The sequence below is a fragment of the Shimia sp. MMG029 genome (assembly GCF_027947445.1).
Classification (GTDB): Bacteria; Pseudomonadota; Alphaproteobacteria; order Rhodobacterales; family Rhodobacteraceae; genus Shimia.
Genome location: NZ_JAQJIM010000001.1, coordinates 213,838 through 230,027, shown reverse-complemented (window position 1 = coordinate 230,027; position 16,190 = coordinate 213,838). Strand labels below are relative to the sequence as shown.

At 58.3% G+C, this 16,190-nt stretch carries 15 protein-coding genes and 2 tRNA genes; 8 read left to right on the top strand and 9 right to left on the bottom strand.

Annotated elements, in window-relative coordinates:
* Positions 1–26: 26 nt before the first annotated feature.
* Together PJL69_RS01155 and PJL69_RS01150 are read right to left on the bottom strand one after the other, a co-directional pair.
* A complete protein-coding gene (locus tag PJL69_RS01155; protein WP_271308023.1) occupies positions 27–1,061 on the bottom strand; it encodes a Hint domain-containing protein in 1,035 nt (344 codons plus the stop codon).
* Between the two features lie 166 nt (positions 1,062–1,227).
* Positions 1,228–2,133, bottom strand: coding sequence for a LysR family transcriptional regulator (locus PJL69_RS01150; protein WP_271308954.1), 906 nt, complete (start codon positions 2,131–2,133; stop codon positions 1,228–1,230).
* Positions 2,134–2,231: 98 nt separating this feature from the next.
* Between PJL69_RS01150 and metF the strand changes: the two genes are divergently transcribed.
* From metF to PJL69_RS01130, 4 genes are all read left to right on the top strand, one after another.
* Positions 2,232–3,098: a methylenetetrahydrofolate reductase [NAD(P)H] gene (gene metF, locus PJL69_RS01145; protein ID WP_271308022.1), complete on the top strand. Its 867-nt coding sequence runs from the start codon at positions 2,232–2,234 to the stop codon at positions 3,096–3,098.
* A 69-nt stretch (positions 3,099–3,167) separates the two neighbouring features.
* Positions 3,168–3,662 (top strand): PaaI family thioesterase, encoded by a 495-nt coding sequence (locus PJL69_RS01140; RefSeq protein WP_271308021.1) that lies wholly within the window; start codon positions 3,168–3,170, stop codon positions 3,660–3,662.
* A gap of 150 nt (positions 3,663–3,812) precedes the next feature.
* A complete protein-coding gene (dtd, locus tag PJL69_RS01135) occupies positions 3,813–4,247 on the top strand; it encodes a D-aminoacyl-tRNA deacylase (RefSeq protein ID WP_271308020.1) in 435 nt (144 codons plus the stop codon).
* Between the two features lie 183 nt (positions 4,248–4,430).
* Positions 4,431–5,333, top strand: coding sequence for a calcium-binding protein (locus tag PJL69_RS01130; RefSeq protein WP_271308019.1), 903 nt, complete (start codon positions 4,431–4,433; stop codon positions 5,331–5,333).
* 114 nt (positions 5,334–5,447) lie between these two features.
* On the opposite strand, the gene PJL69_RS01125 is transcribed toward PJL69_RS01130, so the two are convergent.
* The 3 genes from PJL69_RS01125 to PJL69_RS01115 all read right to left on the bottom strand — a co-directional run bounded on the left by PJL69_RS01125 (position 5,448) and on the right by PJL69_RS01115 (position 8,796).
* Complete coding sequence (locus tag PJL69_RS01125; protein ID WP_271308018.1) at positions 5,448–5,975, bottom strand: PhnA domain-containing protein; 528 nt, start codon at positions 5,973–5,975, stop codon at positions 5,448–5,450.
* Positions 5,976–6,019: 44 nt separating this feature from the next.
* The gene (gene glpK / locus PJL69_RS01120) at positions 6,020–7,510 is read right to left on the bottom strand and encodes a glycerol kinase GlpK (protein ID WP_271308017.1); all 1,491 of its coding nucleotides are present in this window, start codon (positions 7,508–7,510) and stop codon (positions 6,020–6,022) included.
* A 134-nt stretch (positions 7,511–7,644) separates the two neighbouring features.
* Positions 7,645–8,796 (bottom strand): pyridoxal phosphate-dependent aminotransferase, encoded by a 1,152-nt coding sequence (locus PJL69_RS01115; protein WP_271308016.1) that lies wholly within the window; start codon positions 8,794–8,796, stop codon positions 7,645–7,647.
* Between the two features lie 41 nt (positions 8,797–8,837).
* Between PJL69_RS01115 and PJL69_RS01110 the strand changes: the two genes are divergently transcribed.
* Both PJL69_RS01110 and PJL69_RS01105 read left to right on the top strand, forming a co-directional pair.
* Positions 8,838–10,184, top strand: a complete 1,347-nt coding sequence (locus PJL69_RS01110; protein WP_271308015.1) for a M48 family metalloprotease — start codon at positions 8,838–8,840, stop codon at positions 10,182–10,184.
* 14 nt (positions 10,185–10,198) lie between these two features.
* Positions 10,199–10,945, top strand: coding sequence for a DsbA family protein (locus tag PJL69_RS01105; RefSeq protein ID WP_271308014.1), 747 nt, complete (start codon positions 10,199–10,201; stop codon positions 10,943–10,945).
* A 253-nt stretch (positions 10,946–11,198) separates the two neighbouring features.
* Here PJL69_RS01105 and PJL69_RS01100 read toward each other — a convergent pair whose 3' ends face one another.
* Both PJL69_RS01100 and hemA read right to left on the bottom strand, forming a co-directional pair.
* Entirely contained in the window at positions 11,199–12,419 is a 1,221-nt protein-coding gene (locus PJL69_RS01100) for a helix-turn-helix domain-containing protein (protein ID WP_271308013.1), read from the bottom strand.
* A 111-nt stretch (positions 12,420–12,530) separates the two neighbouring features.
* A complete protein-coding gene (hemA, locus tag PJL69_RS01095) occupies positions 12,531–13,754 on the bottom strand; it encodes a 5-aminolevulinate synthase (RefSeq protein ID WP_209097522.1) in 1,224 nt (407 codons plus the stop codon).
* 224 nt (positions 13,755–13,978) lie between these two features.
* On the opposite strand from hemA, the gene PJL69_RS01090 reads away from it, so the two are divergent.
* Positions 13,979–15,361 (top strand): M20/M25/M40 family metallo-hydrolase, encoded by a 1,383-nt coding sequence (locus tag PJL69_RS01090; protein WP_271308012.1) that lies wholly within the window; start codon positions 13,979–13,981, stop codon positions 15,359–15,361.
* A 140-nt stretch (positions 15,362–15,501) separates the two neighbouring features.
* On the opposite strand, the gene PJL69_RS01085 is transcribed toward PJL69_RS01090, so the two are convergent.
* A tRNA-Asp gene (locus PJL69_RS01085) sits at positions 15,502–15,578 on the bottom strand.
* A 66-nt stretch (positions 15,579–15,644) separates the two neighbouring features.
* A tRNA-Asp gene (locus tag PJL69_RS01080) sits at positions 15,645–15,721 on the bottom strand.
* A gap of 223 nt (positions 15,722–15,944) precedes the next feature.
* On the opposite strand from PJL69_RS01080, the gene PJL69_RS01075 reads away from it, so the two are divergent.
* The gene (locus PJL69_RS01075) at positions 15,945–16,136 is read left to right on the top strand and encodes a hypothetical protein (RefSeq protein WP_271308011.1); all 192 of its coding nucleotides are present in this window, start codon (positions 15,945–15,947) and stop codon (positions 16,134–16,136) included.
* Positions 16,137–16,190: the final 54 nt, after the last annotated feature.

Genomic DNA, 16,190 nt, shown 5'->3' with positions numbered 1-16,190 from the left:
AGGCTGCGCGCGTTGCACACCTTGCCCTAGGCAACCAGCATGCGTCCTTCTTGCACGCGCAACACTGGTCGGGCTTCGGGACCATAAGATTTGAGCCCCTTTTCGCGCAACTCAGGGAAGATGGTGAAAATCTCTTCCTGTACGGCCTGCTCCATCGCATTCAGACCCTCTGCGCCGGGCATGAAGCTCTCGCTGGGTACGCCACCGCCATATACAATTTCATGGCAATCAAACATCAGGTGTACATAGGTGACGTCATCACCCTCAATTTGGCGGATGCTGCTGCCGTTCACGAGACTGATCGCTGGCACCAGAGCCTCTGCTTCGCCAAAGTGCATTTCGACGCGCCAGCCTCGCAGCATCATCCGGTGATGCGGGGACACCAACAATGGGGCATCATTGCCCAGCGCGCCCGGTGCAAACCGAACGGGTGCTAGATTGCCCTTGGCCTGCACAGTGCGTTGACCGATCCAGCGCACAGGTTGAAACCCGTGATCCAGTGTCAGGACCATATCCCCTGCAACGAGGCTCTCCACCGCGCGCTCACCATGTTGGGTGATGATATTCGTACCGGCGGCGAAACAGGTCACAAAATCCCATCTCTGTCGATCTGCGGCAAGGCCGAGCGCATTGTTGGCCAACAGGCTGTCGAGCGAAACCGATTGGATTGGTCCGGTTTCCAACAACGCCTGATCGGCATTGTCGTTGATCTCTGGAGCGAGATAGGTGTTTCCATTCACATCCTGAAAGAGCACGGCGGAAAACGTGCCTGTGGTGCCATTCGCAAAAGTGACCGTGGCGTTATAAACCGCCGCCGCGTCGAATTTTTGAGACGTTCCCCCATCAACACGAAAGCGATCGCCCTGCATGTTGTCCATTTCATAGACGGAGCCCACGCCACCGGTTGGAGAGATCTCGACAAAATCATCCACCAAAGGATTGCCCGAACCACCAAAATTCAGCCCAACGAGTTCGGAGGCATTTTCTGCAACGGTGTTTCCCTCAGTCGGGTCAATCGCTGCAAACTGGCCAAGCGAAATGGCATTGAATGTTCTCGGCATTTCTAACACCAGAGACCCAAGCCGAGACCAATGGAGCGGCAAGAGAAGCCGTCATCCTCTGGTCTTTTGGATCCCATCCCAAAGTTAAGTGACACGTGATCGCTTCCCTTGCATGACCACAAGGGATTCTGAAAGCAGAAACTAAACGTGAATTCTCAAGATATATTTAAGTTTCTTGAAGTCTGCGAGCCTCTTTGCCCGCCATCTGGATCAGATCCTGCATGTAGGGCTTGGTCAGATCTTCATCTCGTGTTGCCGCGAACAACTGGCGCGTCAGGCCATTTTCCGTCAGCGGGCGCGTGACATAGTCTGAGGAATATTTCACCTCCCGCACCACCCAGTCTGGCAACACGGAAACGCCGCGATTGGAGGCCACCAGCAAAAGAATAACGGCGGTGAGCTCTGCCTGACGGACCGCGCCCGGTTCTACCTTTGCTGGGATCAAAAGCTGGGAGAACACATCAAGTCGCGTGCGTTCCACAGGATAAGTGATCAGAGTCTCGCCACGAAAGTCTGTCGCCTCAACGAAAGGTTTCTGCGCCAAAGGATGCTGCGACGACGCCACAAAAACCGGCGCATAATCAAAGAGATGACTGAAAGACACGCCGGGCAGGTTTTCGGGATCTGAGCTCACCACCAGATCCACCTCTTCTTTCTGCAAAGCGGGCATCGCATCAAAGGCAAGCCCCGGACGGATGTCCACATCTACGTCAGGCCAGTTCTTGCGGAACTGTTCCAGCACCGGGAACAGCCATTCAAAACAGGCGTGGCATTCGATGGCGATATGCAAGCGGCCTGAGCTTCCATCACGCAAGCCATTGAACTCAGCCTCAAGCTTTTCGACCTCTGGCAAAACCTGATTGGCAAGACGCAACAGGCGCAGCCCCGCAGCTGAGAGTTTCATCGGTTTGGAGCGACGCACAAACAGCTCGACCCCGGCCTGTTCTTCGAGTCCTTTGATCTGATGCGACAATGCCGATTGCGTGATGTTGAGCTGATCTGCCGCGCGGGCTAAGCCACCACATTCATAGATGGCACGCACAGTGCGCAGGTGGCGGAACTCGATGTGCATCTTCATGTTGGGCTCATGACCTTCTTGAGAATTATGAATTTGCTTAATGATGACACGCATGAGACATGAGGACAACCACAAGATACAGGACGCTCGTTATGACCACGCCTCAAGTTTCATTTGAATTCTTTCCGCCGCAGTCGTTGGAAGCCTCCTTTCGGCTTTGGGACACAGTGCAAACACTGGCACCGCTGGATCCGCGGTTTGTGTCGGTCACCTATGGCGCCGGTGGCACCACGCGGGATCTGACACGCGAAGCGGTGGCGACATTGCACAAATCCTCTGGCCTGAATGTGGCGGCGCATCTGACCTGTGTGGATGCTTCAAAGGCTGAGACGCTGCGCATTGCCGAAGAGTTCGCCGCCGCCGGTGTGCGCGAGATTGTGGCGCTGCGTGGGGATCCCGCTAAAGGCAGCGTAGGCTTTGCGCCTCATCCAGAGGGATTTGCTTCCTCCATTGAGCTGATTGAGGCGCTGGCGGCGACTCGCAAGTTCACCATCCGTGTGGGCGCTTATCCTGAGAGCCACCCGGAGGCCGCCGATATGGCCGCCAATGTGGAATGGCTCAAGCGCAAGATTGATGCGGGGGCCAGTGAGGCGATCACCCAGTTCTTTTTTGAGAGCGAGACATTTCTGCGGTTCCGAGATGCCTGTTTGAAGGCCGGTATTAATGCACCAATCCTGCCTGGGGTTCTGCCGATTGAGAACTGGAAAGGGGTGCAGAAATTTGCCGCGCGTTGTGGCACCTCTGTGCCCACATGGCTGGCCAATGCGTTCGAGAAGGCGGTACGCGATGACCGCGAGGATCTGCTGGCGACAGCGGTGTGTACCGAGATGTGTTCTGAGCTGATGGATGAGGGTGTGGAGGCGCTGCATTTTTACACGCTGAACCGACCAGAGCTGACCCGGGATGTGTGTCATGCGCTGGGGGTCGTGCCGGAAGTGAAGCTGCAAAACGTTGCGTAACGGGCGGCTTGGCCTCTTGCGCAGGCATTGGGCTTGAGGCTCTCTCCATGAAGGACAGAGGAGAGCCCCATGCCCAAACACCACTATGCCCAATCCATGGACGAGCTGGCGGATTTTGACACCATCCTGTCGATGAGCGGGCTGGCGTTCATGCAGGCGATCATTGATGGCACGCTGCCCGGTGCGCCGATTGGCGCAACAATGGGCTTTCTGCCGACTCATGCGGAACATGGCAGTGTGACCTTTGAAGGCACGCCGGAGTTTGGCGTGCTGAACCCGATCCGCACGGTGCATGGCGGCTGGTATGGCACGGTGCTGGACAGCTGCATGGCCTGTGCGGTGCAGAGCACGCTGGCGGTGGGGCAGATCTACACAACGCTGGAATATAAAATCAACATTCTGCGCTCGATACCGGTTGGCATGAAGGTGCGTGCGGTGGGCAAGGTGCAGCATGCCGGGCGCTCTACCGGGATTGCCAATGGCGAAATTCGCGGCATTGAGGATGGCAAGCTCTATGCCACCGGCTCCACGACCTGCATCGTGATGGCGGGACCGAAGCGCTAACCTTGGCGTCGCCAAGGAGGGCGCTGCCCTCGTCCCAAGCAAGTTAGGACTTCACCCGGGATATTTTGAGAATGAGAAGCGCGGCTTGCAGCGCCCTACCCGCTGGCGCATTTTGCATGGATCAATATTGGGGCACGTGAGGAAAAACAGATGCGGGCAGTGATACAGCGGGTGAGCGAGGCGCAGGTGCGTGTGGATGGCGAGATCATCGGAGCCTGTGGTGTGGGCGTGATGGTGCTGGTCTGTGCGATGGACGGCGATACTGAGGCGCAGGTGGTCAAGCTCGCGGGCAAAGTGGCGAAATGCCGGATTTTTCAGGATGAAGCCGGCAAGATGAACAAATCGGTGGTGGATATTGGCGGCAGCGCGTTGGTGGTGAGCCAGTTCACCCTGTCGGCCGACACCCGCAGCGGCAACCGGCCCGGATTTTCCACAGCCGCCGCGCCTGAGGAGGGCAAGCGGCTGTATGAGCTCTTTGCCAAGGAACTGGCGGCCTATGTGCCGGTTGAGACCGGCCGGTTTGGCGCGGATATGAAGGTCTCGCTGATCAATGACGGGCCGGTGACCATTCCGATGGAGATCTGACAGCTCCCGTAACTTGGGAGCCGGTTTTGCGCGGGCGGGCGTGGCTCAAAATAAAGATCTTCACCCTGAAACGCATCGCTGGTATGGGCGTGTTGGGGCGTTTGAGGAATGCGTCTTGTTTTTGCCAAAAACAGCGCATAGACCGCCGAGCACTAAACCTTTGCGGGAATTTGGATCGTTTTCATGGAATTGATACTGCTTGGCCTTTTGGGGCTTGGGATTGCTGCGCCTTTGATGGGCGTTTTGGACAGCGGCTCTGACACCGAACAGGACAGTGAAAATGACAGCGATAGCGACAGTGACACAGACGCTGAGCAGGATAGCGCCCAGACAGACGGGAGCAATATGCTCACTACCTTGCTCGGCAACGATGAGGCCAATGAATTCACAGTCGACGACGATATAACCACTGGGTTTCAGGTGCAGGCCAATGGCGGGAATGACACCATTCGAACAGCTGCCGGTGACGACAGAATTTTTGCCGGATCCGGGAATGACAACGTTCACTCAGGAGACGGAGACGACCGCGTTTTTCTGGCAGATGGGGACGACTTTTGGAGTGACCTCACGGGCCGAAACGACCCAGAGTTTGGCGGAGATGACTTTGTCCGGGGGGGATCCGGGGCGGACGGACTTACAAGCCTTGGGGGTTCCGATACGCTATTTGGCGATACGGGCGATGATTTGCTGAACACCGAAGATTTTTTGACCCAGCACAACGGGAATGGCGCGCAGGCCGATCAGGTTTCTGGCGGGTTCGGAGATGACACAATCCGCGCTGATGACGGGGATACCGTGACGGGCGGAGAAGGTCAGGACAGAATTTCGGTAAGTCTCTCCCCGGGATTCGGCCAAGATCCAAACGCCGCTCAAGACTGGGCGCCGGTTGTGATCACCGACTTCAATCCGGACGAAGATGTTCTGGAAGCCGACTTGCCTTCGGAAGCAATAGATGCAGGGCACACCCTGGGCTTTACCGGGCGTGATGGAGAGGAAATCACACTCACATATGGCCCATTCAAAATCGCCACATTGACGGGCGTGTCCTTTTCCGATCTGACCTCGGAAAATTTCACGCTCAGGTAGATCCGGGCAGATACAGATGTGAGGCGGGCACCTCTGCGCCTGGCTCAGAAAGCTGAAACCGGTCAGGCGCGCGCATCTTTTTTATGCGCGCGATGCTTGGGGGGCCGCCCGCCTTCAGCTCTTTTTCACAAATTTTGTGAGGATCACGATGCGCTGGCTTTCGACGCGGCCTTCGATGTGCTCGGCGTTATCCGCCACCAGAGAGATATTGCGCACGGCGGTGCCGCGTTTGGCGGTGAAGCCTGCGCCTTTGACCGGCAAGTCTTTGATCAGCACAACGGTGTCCCCGGCGGCCAGCTCCGTGCCGTTGCTGTCGCGGTGAATGATGCTGTCTTCAGGTGTCGCAGCCAAGCCCGCCTCCGCCCAGACCTGAACCTCTGGGGCGAGATAGGCGATGTCCAGCAGGTCGCGCGCCCATGGGGCCTCTGTCAGGCCATTGAGCAAACGCCACGCGACAACTTGTACCGCTGGTGTTTCGCTCCAGATCGCATCATGCAGGCATTGCCAGTGGGGCGCGTCTTTGGGGCCATTGGCCACACCGTCCGCGCAGGTGTCGCACAGGGTGACGGTGGTGTCTTCAGGTGCAACCACGATGGGTGCAAGCGTTTCAGAGGCCCCGCAGAGCATACAGGTTTCTGACATTTTGGGCCTCCTGACGTGATGGGCGCGCAAGCCGCGCGCCATGCTTACTCTGTCATAGACAGCGTGGCGTCAATCGCCTTCTTCCAGCCTTTGTAACGGCTGTCACGCCAATCCTGATCTTTGGCCGGGGTGAACTCGCGCTCTTTCTCCCAAGTGGCGGCAAAGCCTGCCATATCGGGGTAAACGCCGACCTGCATGCCCGCGAGCCAGGCCACGCCTTTGGCGGTGCTTTCGGCCACGACAGGGCGATCCACCGGCGCGCCGAGCACGTCAGAGAGGAACTGCATGGTCCAGTCAGAGGCGGTCATGCCGCCATCGACGCGCAGCACGGTGTCGCCGGAGAAGTCAAAATCCGCCTGCATCGCTTCGAGCAGGTCGCGGGTTTGAAAGCCGACGCTTTCCAAGGCCGCGCGGGAAAATTCCGCCGGGCCGGAGCCGCGGGTCAGACCAAAGACCGCACCACGGGCCTGTGGGCTCCAGTATGGCGCGCCAAGGCCAGTGAAGGCGGGCACCATGATGAGTTCCTGCCCCGGATCAGCCGCTTTAGCCAGACCAGAGGTGGCGGCGGCGTCCTCGATGATGCCGAGGCCATCACGCAGCCATTGCACCACCGCGCCAGCAATGAAGATCGCGCCTTCCAGCGCGTAGGTGGGCTTGCCATCAAGCTGATAAGCGACGGTGGTGAGCAGGCGGTTTTGCGAGGTTACCGGTGTGTCGCCGGTGTTCAACAGGGCAAAGCAACCGGTGCCGTAGGTGGACTTGAGCATGCCCGGTTCAAAACAGGCTTGTCCGATGGTGGCGGCCTGCTGATCACCTGCCACGCCACGGATCGGGATGGGCGCGCCAAAAATCTCTGCTTCGGTTGCGCCAAAATCAGCGGCGCAGTCTTTGACCTCTGGCAGCATCGTCATGGGGATGCCGAGGATTTCGCAGATCTCCGCGCTCCACGCGCCCTGGTGGATGTCATAAATCAGGGTGCGGGCAGCGTTGGTGGCGTCTGTCGCATGGACCTTGCCGCCGGTGAGCTTCCAGATCAGGTAGCTGTCGACCGTGCCAAAGAGCAAATCACCCGCCTCTGCAGATGCGCGCGCGCCCTCGACTGTGTCCAAGATCCATTTGATCTTGGTACCAGAGAAATAGGGATCAAGCAGCAGGCCAGTGGTGCGCTGCACCAGATCGGCGTGGCCTGCGGCTTTCAACGCGTCACAGATGGCGGCAGTGCGGCGGTCCTGCCAGACGATGGCGTTATAGACCGCCTCGCCCGTGTGTTTGTTCCAGACCAGCGTGGTTTCGCGCTGGTTGGTGATGCCGATGGCGGCCACATCTGCGGCGCTGATGCCTGCGGACGTAAGCGCCTCTTTGCAGGTGCTGAGCGTGGTGGTCCAGATGTCATACGGGTCATGCTCCACCCAGCCAGACTGTGGGAAGTGTTGGGTGAATTCGACCTGCGCGCTGGCACCGGGGCGGATGTCGCCGTCAAAGACGATCGCGCGGCTGGATGTGGTGCCCTGATCAATGGCGAGAATATGTGTCATGACGGCCTCCCTGACGGTTGTTGGCGCGCACATTAGGACGCCAATTGTGTTACCGCAATCAGGAAGATAGGGCGCGGCCCCTCAGTCTACTATTTTTTTCGTAGATGGGGCCGCGCCGCATGTTTTGCGCGGCCTCAGAGATGGCCACGCGCGCGCATGAACCGCTCCAGTCGCGCCAGACCTTCGGCGATGTCGGCGGTGCTGCGCGCATAGGAAAAGCGCAGGGTCTGGTGGCCGCGCACTGGATCAAAATCAAGACCCGGGGTCACCGCGACGCCTGCGTCCTCCAGAATTTCCTGTGCAAAGGCGCGGCTGTCATTGGTGAAATCGCTCACATCAACATAGACGTAGAAAGCCCCATCCGGTGGGGCAAATTTAGCAAAACCCGCTTTGGGAAGGCCGTCGATCATCATCGTGCGATTGGCGCGGTAGACGGCCATATTGGCCTCCAGCTCGTCATGGCAATCCATCGCCGCCAGCGCCGCAACCTGGCTTGCGTGCGGGGCACAGATGAACATGTTTTGCGCCAGCCGCTCGACCTTGCGGACATGATCGTCAGGCACCACCATCCAGCCGACACGCCAGCCGGTCATGCTGAAGTACTTGGAGAAGGAATTGATGACATAGCAGTCATGCGTGAGTTCCAGAGCGGTGACGGCTTTGGCCTCATATTCGATGCCGTGGTAGATTTCATCGCTGATGAAGGCCGCGTCTTTTTCGCGACAGAGATCGATGAGCGCGCCCATCGAACGGCTGTTGAGCATGGTGCCGGTGGGGTTGGCTGGTGAGGCCACCATCAGCCCCTCAAAATCCATGGCGCGCAGATCATCGGGCACCGGTTGCAGGCGGTTTTGCGGTGCGGTCTGGATATCGAGCGGCTCGAGACTCAGCGCTTTGAGGATCTGGCGATAGCTGGGGTAACCCGGCGCGCCGATGGCGACACGTTCGCCCGCATCAAACAGCGCAGAAAAGGCGAGCAAAAAGGCTCCAGAAGAGCCCGGCGTGACAATCACGCGACCGGGATCAAGATCCACATTGTACCAATCGCCGTAAAGCTGTGCGATGCGCGCGCGCAGCTCTGGAATGCCAAGTGCCACCGTGTAGCCAAGCGCGCCTTTATCCATCTGCGCGGCCAAAGCGCGGCGCGCCCCTTCGGGTGCGGCGGTGCCGGGCTGGCCCACCTCCATATGAATGATGTGGCGGCCTGCCTCTTCGGCCTGGCGCGCCGCTTCCATCACATCCATCACAATGAAGGGATCCACTGCCCCACGTCTTGAGTTCCGCATCAATTTGTTCCCTATTGTCGCTCATGAGGTTTCACCGCGAAATGACGGCGTCGTCAATCACCGCTTTGCGTTCCCATGCCGTCGCCCTCGTGACGCTGCTGGCGCTTTTGATCACAACCCCTCTGGCGCAGGCCGCATCGTTGATCCGAGACCCGGACATAGAGCACGCCCTGCGCAAGATGGCGGCGCCCATTCTGAGTGCTGCGGGCCTTGGAAATAACGTGCAAATCCTCTTGGTGAACGACAAGAGCCTCAATGCCTTTGTGGTTGATCCACAACATATTTTTATTCACACGGGCATGATCATGCAGATGGACACACCTGAGATGTTACAGGCGGTGATTGCCCATGAGGCGGCCCATATCGCCAATGGGCATCTGACCCGTCGGCAGGCCAATCTTGATTCGGCGCGCTCTACCGCTGGCCTTGGTCTGGCGCTGGCACTGGCCGCTGCAGCGGCCTCTGGGCGCGGAGATGTGGCAGCGGGTGTGGCACTGGGCACGCAAAGCGCAGCCCTTCGGCAATTTCTCGCCCATACACGGGCCGAAGAAGCCTCTGCAGATCAATCTGCCGTGCGCTACATGGCCTCCGCTGGCATCGATCCTGCGGGGGCTGTGGATGTGCATAAGATCTTTGAAGGCCAGGATCTGTTGAATGTGTCTCGTCAGGACCCTTACATGCGCTCCCACCCGCTGTCGCGGGACCGCGTGCGCGCGATGGAGCGGTTTGTGGCGGCCTATACCGGCAAAAGCCGTCCGCAGCCGGAAATGGAGTATTGGTATGACCGCGCGCGTTCAAAGCTGACGGCGTTTTTGCGCCCGACCAAATGGACATTGCAGCGCGCGGGCGACAGCCGCTCTGAGGATGTTCGGCAGATGCGCCTTGCGGTGGCCTATCACCGCCAGCAGAACACGTCGCAAGCGATTGCCCATATCAACAAGGCGATTGCCGCGCGCCCCAACGATGCATTTTATTATGAGCTCAAGGGGCAGATCCTCTTGGAGAGCCGCCAGTTTCAAAATGCTGTGAACGCTTATCGCAAAGCGGCGCAGCTTGCGCCGCGCAACCCGCTGATCCTTGGCGGGCTGGGCCGGGCGCTTTTGACCGTCAATCGCCCCAAAGAAGCGCTGAAACACCTGGAAAACGCCCGTTCCCGTGATTTTCGCAATGGCAAGCTATTGCGGGATCTGGGTTCTGCCTATGCGCAGAATGGTCAACCCGGGTTGGCCTCTCTGGCGACGGCGGAACGCTATGCCCTTGCCAACCGGCTCAAAGATGCCGACATACATGCCCAACGCGCCCTAACCCGCCTGCCCCGCGGCTCAAGTGCGGCACGCCGCGCACAAGACATCGTGTCTGCCGCCAAGCGTGCCAATAAGAAAAAGTGATGGAGAGTTCCCGCATGAAACGCCTATTCGCCCCCACCGCCCTTGCCCTTGGCCTGAGCGCAACCTCTGCAATGGCATTTGACATCGACAGCATGTCAGACGCGGAGCGCGGTGTGTTCCGTGATGAAATCCGCAACTACCTGCTGGAGAACCCAGAGGTGATCATGGAAGCGGTCGCGATCCTGCAGGAGCGTGAGGCGCAAAACAAAGAGCAAGACGATCTGGCGCTGGTTGCGGCAAACACGGAGCGGCTGTTTGAGGATGGCTACAGTTGGGTGGGCGGCAACCCAGAGGGTGACATCACGCTGGTTGAATTTATCGACTACCGCTGCGGCTACTGCCGCAAAGCCCATGATGAGGTTGCCGAACTGATCAAGAGTGACGGGAACATCCGCTTTATCGTGAAAGAGTACCCGATCCTTGGTGAAGCCTCTGAACTGAGCTCTCGTTTTGCCATCGCGGTCAAACAAAAGCTGGGAGATGACTCCTACAAACAGGCCCATGACGCATTGATCAAAATGCGCGGGGATGTGACGGAACGCTCCCTCAAACGTTTGTCGAAAGGGCTAGGGTTTGATGCTGAGCCATTGCTTGAGCACATGAACAGCGATGAGGTGACGCAAGAGATCGTCACAACCCGCCTGCTGGCGCGGGACATGCAGATCACCGGCACGCCCTCCTTTGTGCTGCAAGATGAAATGCTGCGCGGCTATCTGCCGCTGGATGCGATGCGGGCGATTGTGGAAGGCAAGCGCGGCTGATTCACACACGAACAACCCCTTTCTCTCAGAAAGTCGCGCGGTCTCGCCGGTGTCGCCTCCCATGAACTAATCCGAACGGCGAACCGCCGAGCTCGTTCATAGCGTAAACTGCTCTAAACTCCAAAGCAGCGCCTCGGCGCTGCTTTTTATTGTTGAGACCGGCATAGAAAAAAGCGCCGCCGGATGGGCAGCGCTCTGGTTGGTTTGCAACATGTGTCTGGTCAGAGCTTAGACAGGTCCGGAAAGACCGAGATCACTCTGCCTCGGCCACCTCTGGCACGGCGTCTGTGGCTGCTTCGGCCAACGCTACAATGCGTGCAAGCTCTGGATCGCCATTCAGATCGGCGACTGCAAAGTCTTCTTTGAGCGTGTCCATAGCGAGAGGCAGGTCACGGGCAACACTGGTGCCCTCGCCTGCCGGTCCGTAGAACTCACCGTTGAGTTTGAAGTAAACCGAACCACTCATGCCTGCGCGCAGGATCGGTGCCTCTTCGGTCGCGGGAAGCACGTATTCTTCCCCAGCGTTCAGGATTTTTTCAAACAGGATAGAGCCATCTGCGCTGCGCACACGCACCCAAGCCGGGCGCACGGCCATCACGACGATTTCTGGCGGCGCGTCCTCAACAACAATCGGAATCGGGCGCTCTTCTTCAGGGACAACCGCGGCAATCACCGCAGGGATCTCTGGCGTGAAGACGCCAACGTTGTCTGGGTTGAGTTGGGAAATCGGCGCATCTCGCGCGACCAGCACAGGAACATCGAGTGCCTGCGGACGATAGAGACGGTCCAGCACTTCTGCAGGGGCAAACACGCCCGCGCCCACCTCGGCCGTCTGAAGGGCGTCAGACGCATCAGATGTTGGTGCGTTGGGTACGACACTGTCCAGAGGATCCAAATCACTCAGCACAACAGGCGTTTGCTCCACAGGGGCAAGCGCTACGCGCTGAATTTCATTGAGCACCGACCAGCCCCCATAGCCAAGCCCGGCAATCAGAGCCAACAGGACCAAAGAAGAGCCAATGGCGCGCGGCTCAATCCGCGACAGCAGTGATTCCTGAATAGGGGTAAACGGTGCATTGGCTGAAGAGAATGGATCGCTTGAGGCGGAGGGCAGAACCTTTTCCACCTTGCGGGCGCCTGACGCTTCGGCGGACATGCCATGCGCCGTGCTAAAGCCACTTTCGGCACAGAACGTATCAAACGCCTGCTCGGGATCCAAGCCGAGGTAGCGCGCATAAGAGCGCACGTATCCTGCAATGAACCCAGGGGTTTCGAAAGCCGAGGGATCACAGTTTTCGATGGCTGCCACATAGCTGGCGCGAATGCGGAGTTCCCTTTGAACATCCAGCAGCGACTTGCCCATTGTGGCACGCTCGCCGCGCATCATATCACCGAGACTTACAGCAAAGTCATCGTAGCCCATTGGGCCTTCTAATACCTCTTCGGTATCGCGCTTGGATTTGCGCCCGATCATCCCTCATGCCTCGTTTAACAACGTCAGCTCGTTCTTCCCCTGATTCGAGCTGATCCCCTTATTAAGGATCACTATACCATATATGGTAGCATTGAGAACGTTATCTATCGGTTAACCCGCGAGTTCGGCGCGATTCAGCGCACAGTGGCTCCAGAGTGCATCCAGAGCATGCACAAGCGCATCAATTTCTTTGGGTCCATGGACCGGCGACGGTGTGAATCGCAGACGCTCCGTGCCACGTGGCACGGTTGGGAAATTGATCGGCTGCACATAGATCCCGTAGTCTTCGAGCAGGTGATCAGACAGCACTTTGGTGTGCACCGGATTGCCAACAATCACGGGCACGATGTGGGTGCCATGATCAATGATCGGCAAGCCCAGCCCTTTCAGGCGCAGCTTGAGAATTTTGGCCTGCGTCTGGTGACGCTCCCGAAGAGCCTGATCGGTTTTCAGATGCGCAACAGAAGCAGCGGCACCTGCGGCGACCGCCGGCGGCAGGGAGGTTGTGAAGATGAAGCCCGGCGCATAAGATCTTATGGCATCGCACATTTTTTCCGATGCTGCGATGTAGCCGCCCATCACACCATAAGCTTTGGCCAAGGTGCCATTGATGATGTCGATGCGATGCGCGAGATTGTCACGCTCTGTCACGCCGCCGCCGCGCGGGCCATACATGCCCACGGCGTGCACCTCATCAATATAGGTCAGCGCGCCAAATTCATCTGCCAGATCGCAGATCTCTTCGATCGGCCCAAAATCGCCATCCATAGAGTAGACTGATTCAAAGGCGATCAGTTTGGGCGCTGCGGGATCATCCGCTTCCAGCAGGCTGCGCAGATGCGCCACATCATTGTGCTTGAAGATGCGTTTGGCCCCGCCATTGCGGCGCACGCCCTCAATCATGGAGGCGTGGTTGAGCTCGTCAGAATAGATGATCAGACCCGGGAACAGCTTTGGCAAAGTGCTTAAAGTTGCATCATTTGCGATGTAGGCGCTGGTGAACAGCAGCGCGGCGTCCTTGCCATGCAGATCCGCAAGCTCTGCCTCTAGGCGTTTGTGGTACACTGTGGTGCCGGAGATATTACGGGTGCCGCCGGAGCCTGCGCCAGTGGCATCCACCGCCTCGTGCATTGCTGCGAGCACGACAGGATGCTGGCCCATGCCGAGATAGTCGTTGCCACACCAGACGGTGATCGGGCGCTGCGTGCCATCTGGGCGGGTCCAGGTTGCGTGTGGAAAATGTCCTTGCTGACGTTCGATATCAATGAACGTGCGATAGCGGCCTTCATCATGCAGTCGATTCAGAGCGTCATCTAGCTTTGCAGTGTAATCCACAGTGGCTTTCCTTCTCCCCGGCCATGTCTCCACCTGCTGGGGTCATGACTGAATATTAGAGCTGTTCTAAACCTCAACAGCCGCTTGGGCAATGGGTAGCAGACTGACAAAGTGTAGCACCTTGATGTCGATCAAAGCGTAAACGGGGGCCATTGGACAGCTGAGATTGCAGTGATACGGTTTGCGCATCTCACCGCTTTGCGGTGCAACGAAAAGGAATTCCTATGTCTCTTGATCCTGTTCTCGCCCGCATCGACGCGCAGATGCCTGCGGCGATTGACCGTTTGTTTGATCTGCTGCGCATCAAATCCATCTCGACCGATCCTGCCTTTAATGCGGATGTGGACGCGGCAGCGGATTGGCTGGTCAAAGATCTGCAAGGCCTTGGCATCAAAGCGGAAAAACGTCCAACCACGGGGCACCCCATGGTTGTTGGCCACGTCGATGGCCCCAGCGAAGACAGCCCGCACATTCTATTTTATGGTCACTACGACGTGCAGCCGGTGGACCCACTGGAGCTGTGGGATCGTGACCCGTTTGATCCCGCGCTGGAAGACACCGATGCTGGCCAAGTCATTCGCGCCCGCGGGGCCTCTGATGATAAGGGGCAGCTGATGACATTTGTGGAGGCCTGCCGCGCCTGGATTGCCGAGCATGGCGCCCTGCCCTGCAAGATCACGTTTCTGTTTGAAGGCGAAGAAGAATCAGGGTCGCCGAGCCTTGTGCCCTTCCTGCAAGAGAATGCCGAGGAACTTAGCTGTGACATTGCTTTGATCTGTGACACCGGGTTGTTTGAAAGCGCTGTGCCGGCGATCACAACGATGCTGCGTGGGCTGCTGGGCGAGGATTTCACCATCACGGGGCCCTCGCGCGATCTGCATTCGGGCATGTATGGCGGCATTGCGATGAACCCGATCCGGGTGCTGAACAAAATCCTCGCAGGGCTGCATGATGACACCGGCGCTGTGACCCTGGAAGGGTTTTATGACGACGTGCCCGAGTTGCCCGATGACATTCGCGCCCAATGGCAGGGATTGAATTTTGATCATGCCACCTATTTGGGCGATGTGGGGCTGAAAGCGCCAGCAGGGGAACAGGACCGCACACCGCTGGAACAGATCTGGTCGCGCCCGACCTGTGATGTGAACGGCATCTGGGGCGGCTACACCGGGGATGGCTTCAAAACCGTGCTGCCCTCACAGGCCTCTGCCAAGGTCTCTTTCCGACTGGTTGGGCAGCAAGATCCAGACAAGATCCGCGCGGCGTTCCGCAGCTATCTGGAACGCAACCTGCCGGATGGGTTCAGCGTTGAGTACCGCACCGAAAAGGGCTCTGGTGCGTCGCAAATGTCGATCGAAGACCCCGCCTTTGAAAAAGCGCGTGCGGCGCTGAGCGATGAATGGCCCCGCCCTGCCGCCTATGTGGGCTGCGGCGGATCGATTCCGATTGCGGGCTACTTCAAAGAGATTCTCGACATGGATTCGATGCTGATCGGCTTTGGCCGCGACGATGACCAGATCCACTCCCCCAATGAAAAATATGATGTGGAGAGCTTTCACAAAGGCACCCGTTCCTGGGCGCGAATCCTTGAGGCTCTGACCCGCTAAGGGTTTCGAATCATGATGAGAATCAGAAACGCGCCTTCGGGCGCGTTTTTTCTGTGGCGGGACAAAGACGCCGCAAAAAGGCGCAGATAATGCGCGCTTTAAAGCGACCAATTCAACCATCTTTTCAGGGGAGGAAGAAGTGGCGCGGTTGACGGGGCTCGAACCCGCGACCCCCGGCGTGACAGGCCGGTACTCTAACCAACTGAGCTACAACCGCGCATATATCTTCGCCTTTCGGCATGACCCTTTGCCCGAAGGCGCCCAAGGTCTGGACTAGCAGCGGTGGCGCGGTTGACGGGGCTCGAACCCGCGACCCCCGGCGTGACAGGCCGGTACTCTAACCAACTGAGCTACAACCGCTCGCTGCTCGCTGTTTGGCGTGTGCCCCTCAGCGTGTGGTGGGGTTTATGCCGAGCGCTCAGGCGCGTCAAGCGGATATCCGCACGAAAATCGAAGAAATTTCACAAGCCCCTGCCAAGCCGTTATTTTTAAGCTAAGCACAGCGCTGAGTAAGCTTTGCCTGCACACGTTTTTGTGATTAGGTGGACTCACTCGATCAAAATTCTTTTGAAGGAAAATCAGAATGAAACCGATTTACGCTGCCCTTTGCATCGCTGGTCTGACTCTCGCCGCTTGTGGCCAACAAGAAGAGCCGGCACCGATCAATGTACAGCCAACCTTTAACAAAGCGGGCGACGCAAGCTGCCCCGGCGGTTACGAGCTGCAAAGCACCGAGACCGGCGCCCTGCTCTGCGCCCCAATCGTTGCTGGCTAAGCCAGACACCTCTGCGTATGAGACCATTGAAGCGGCCCCATGGGCCGCTTTTTT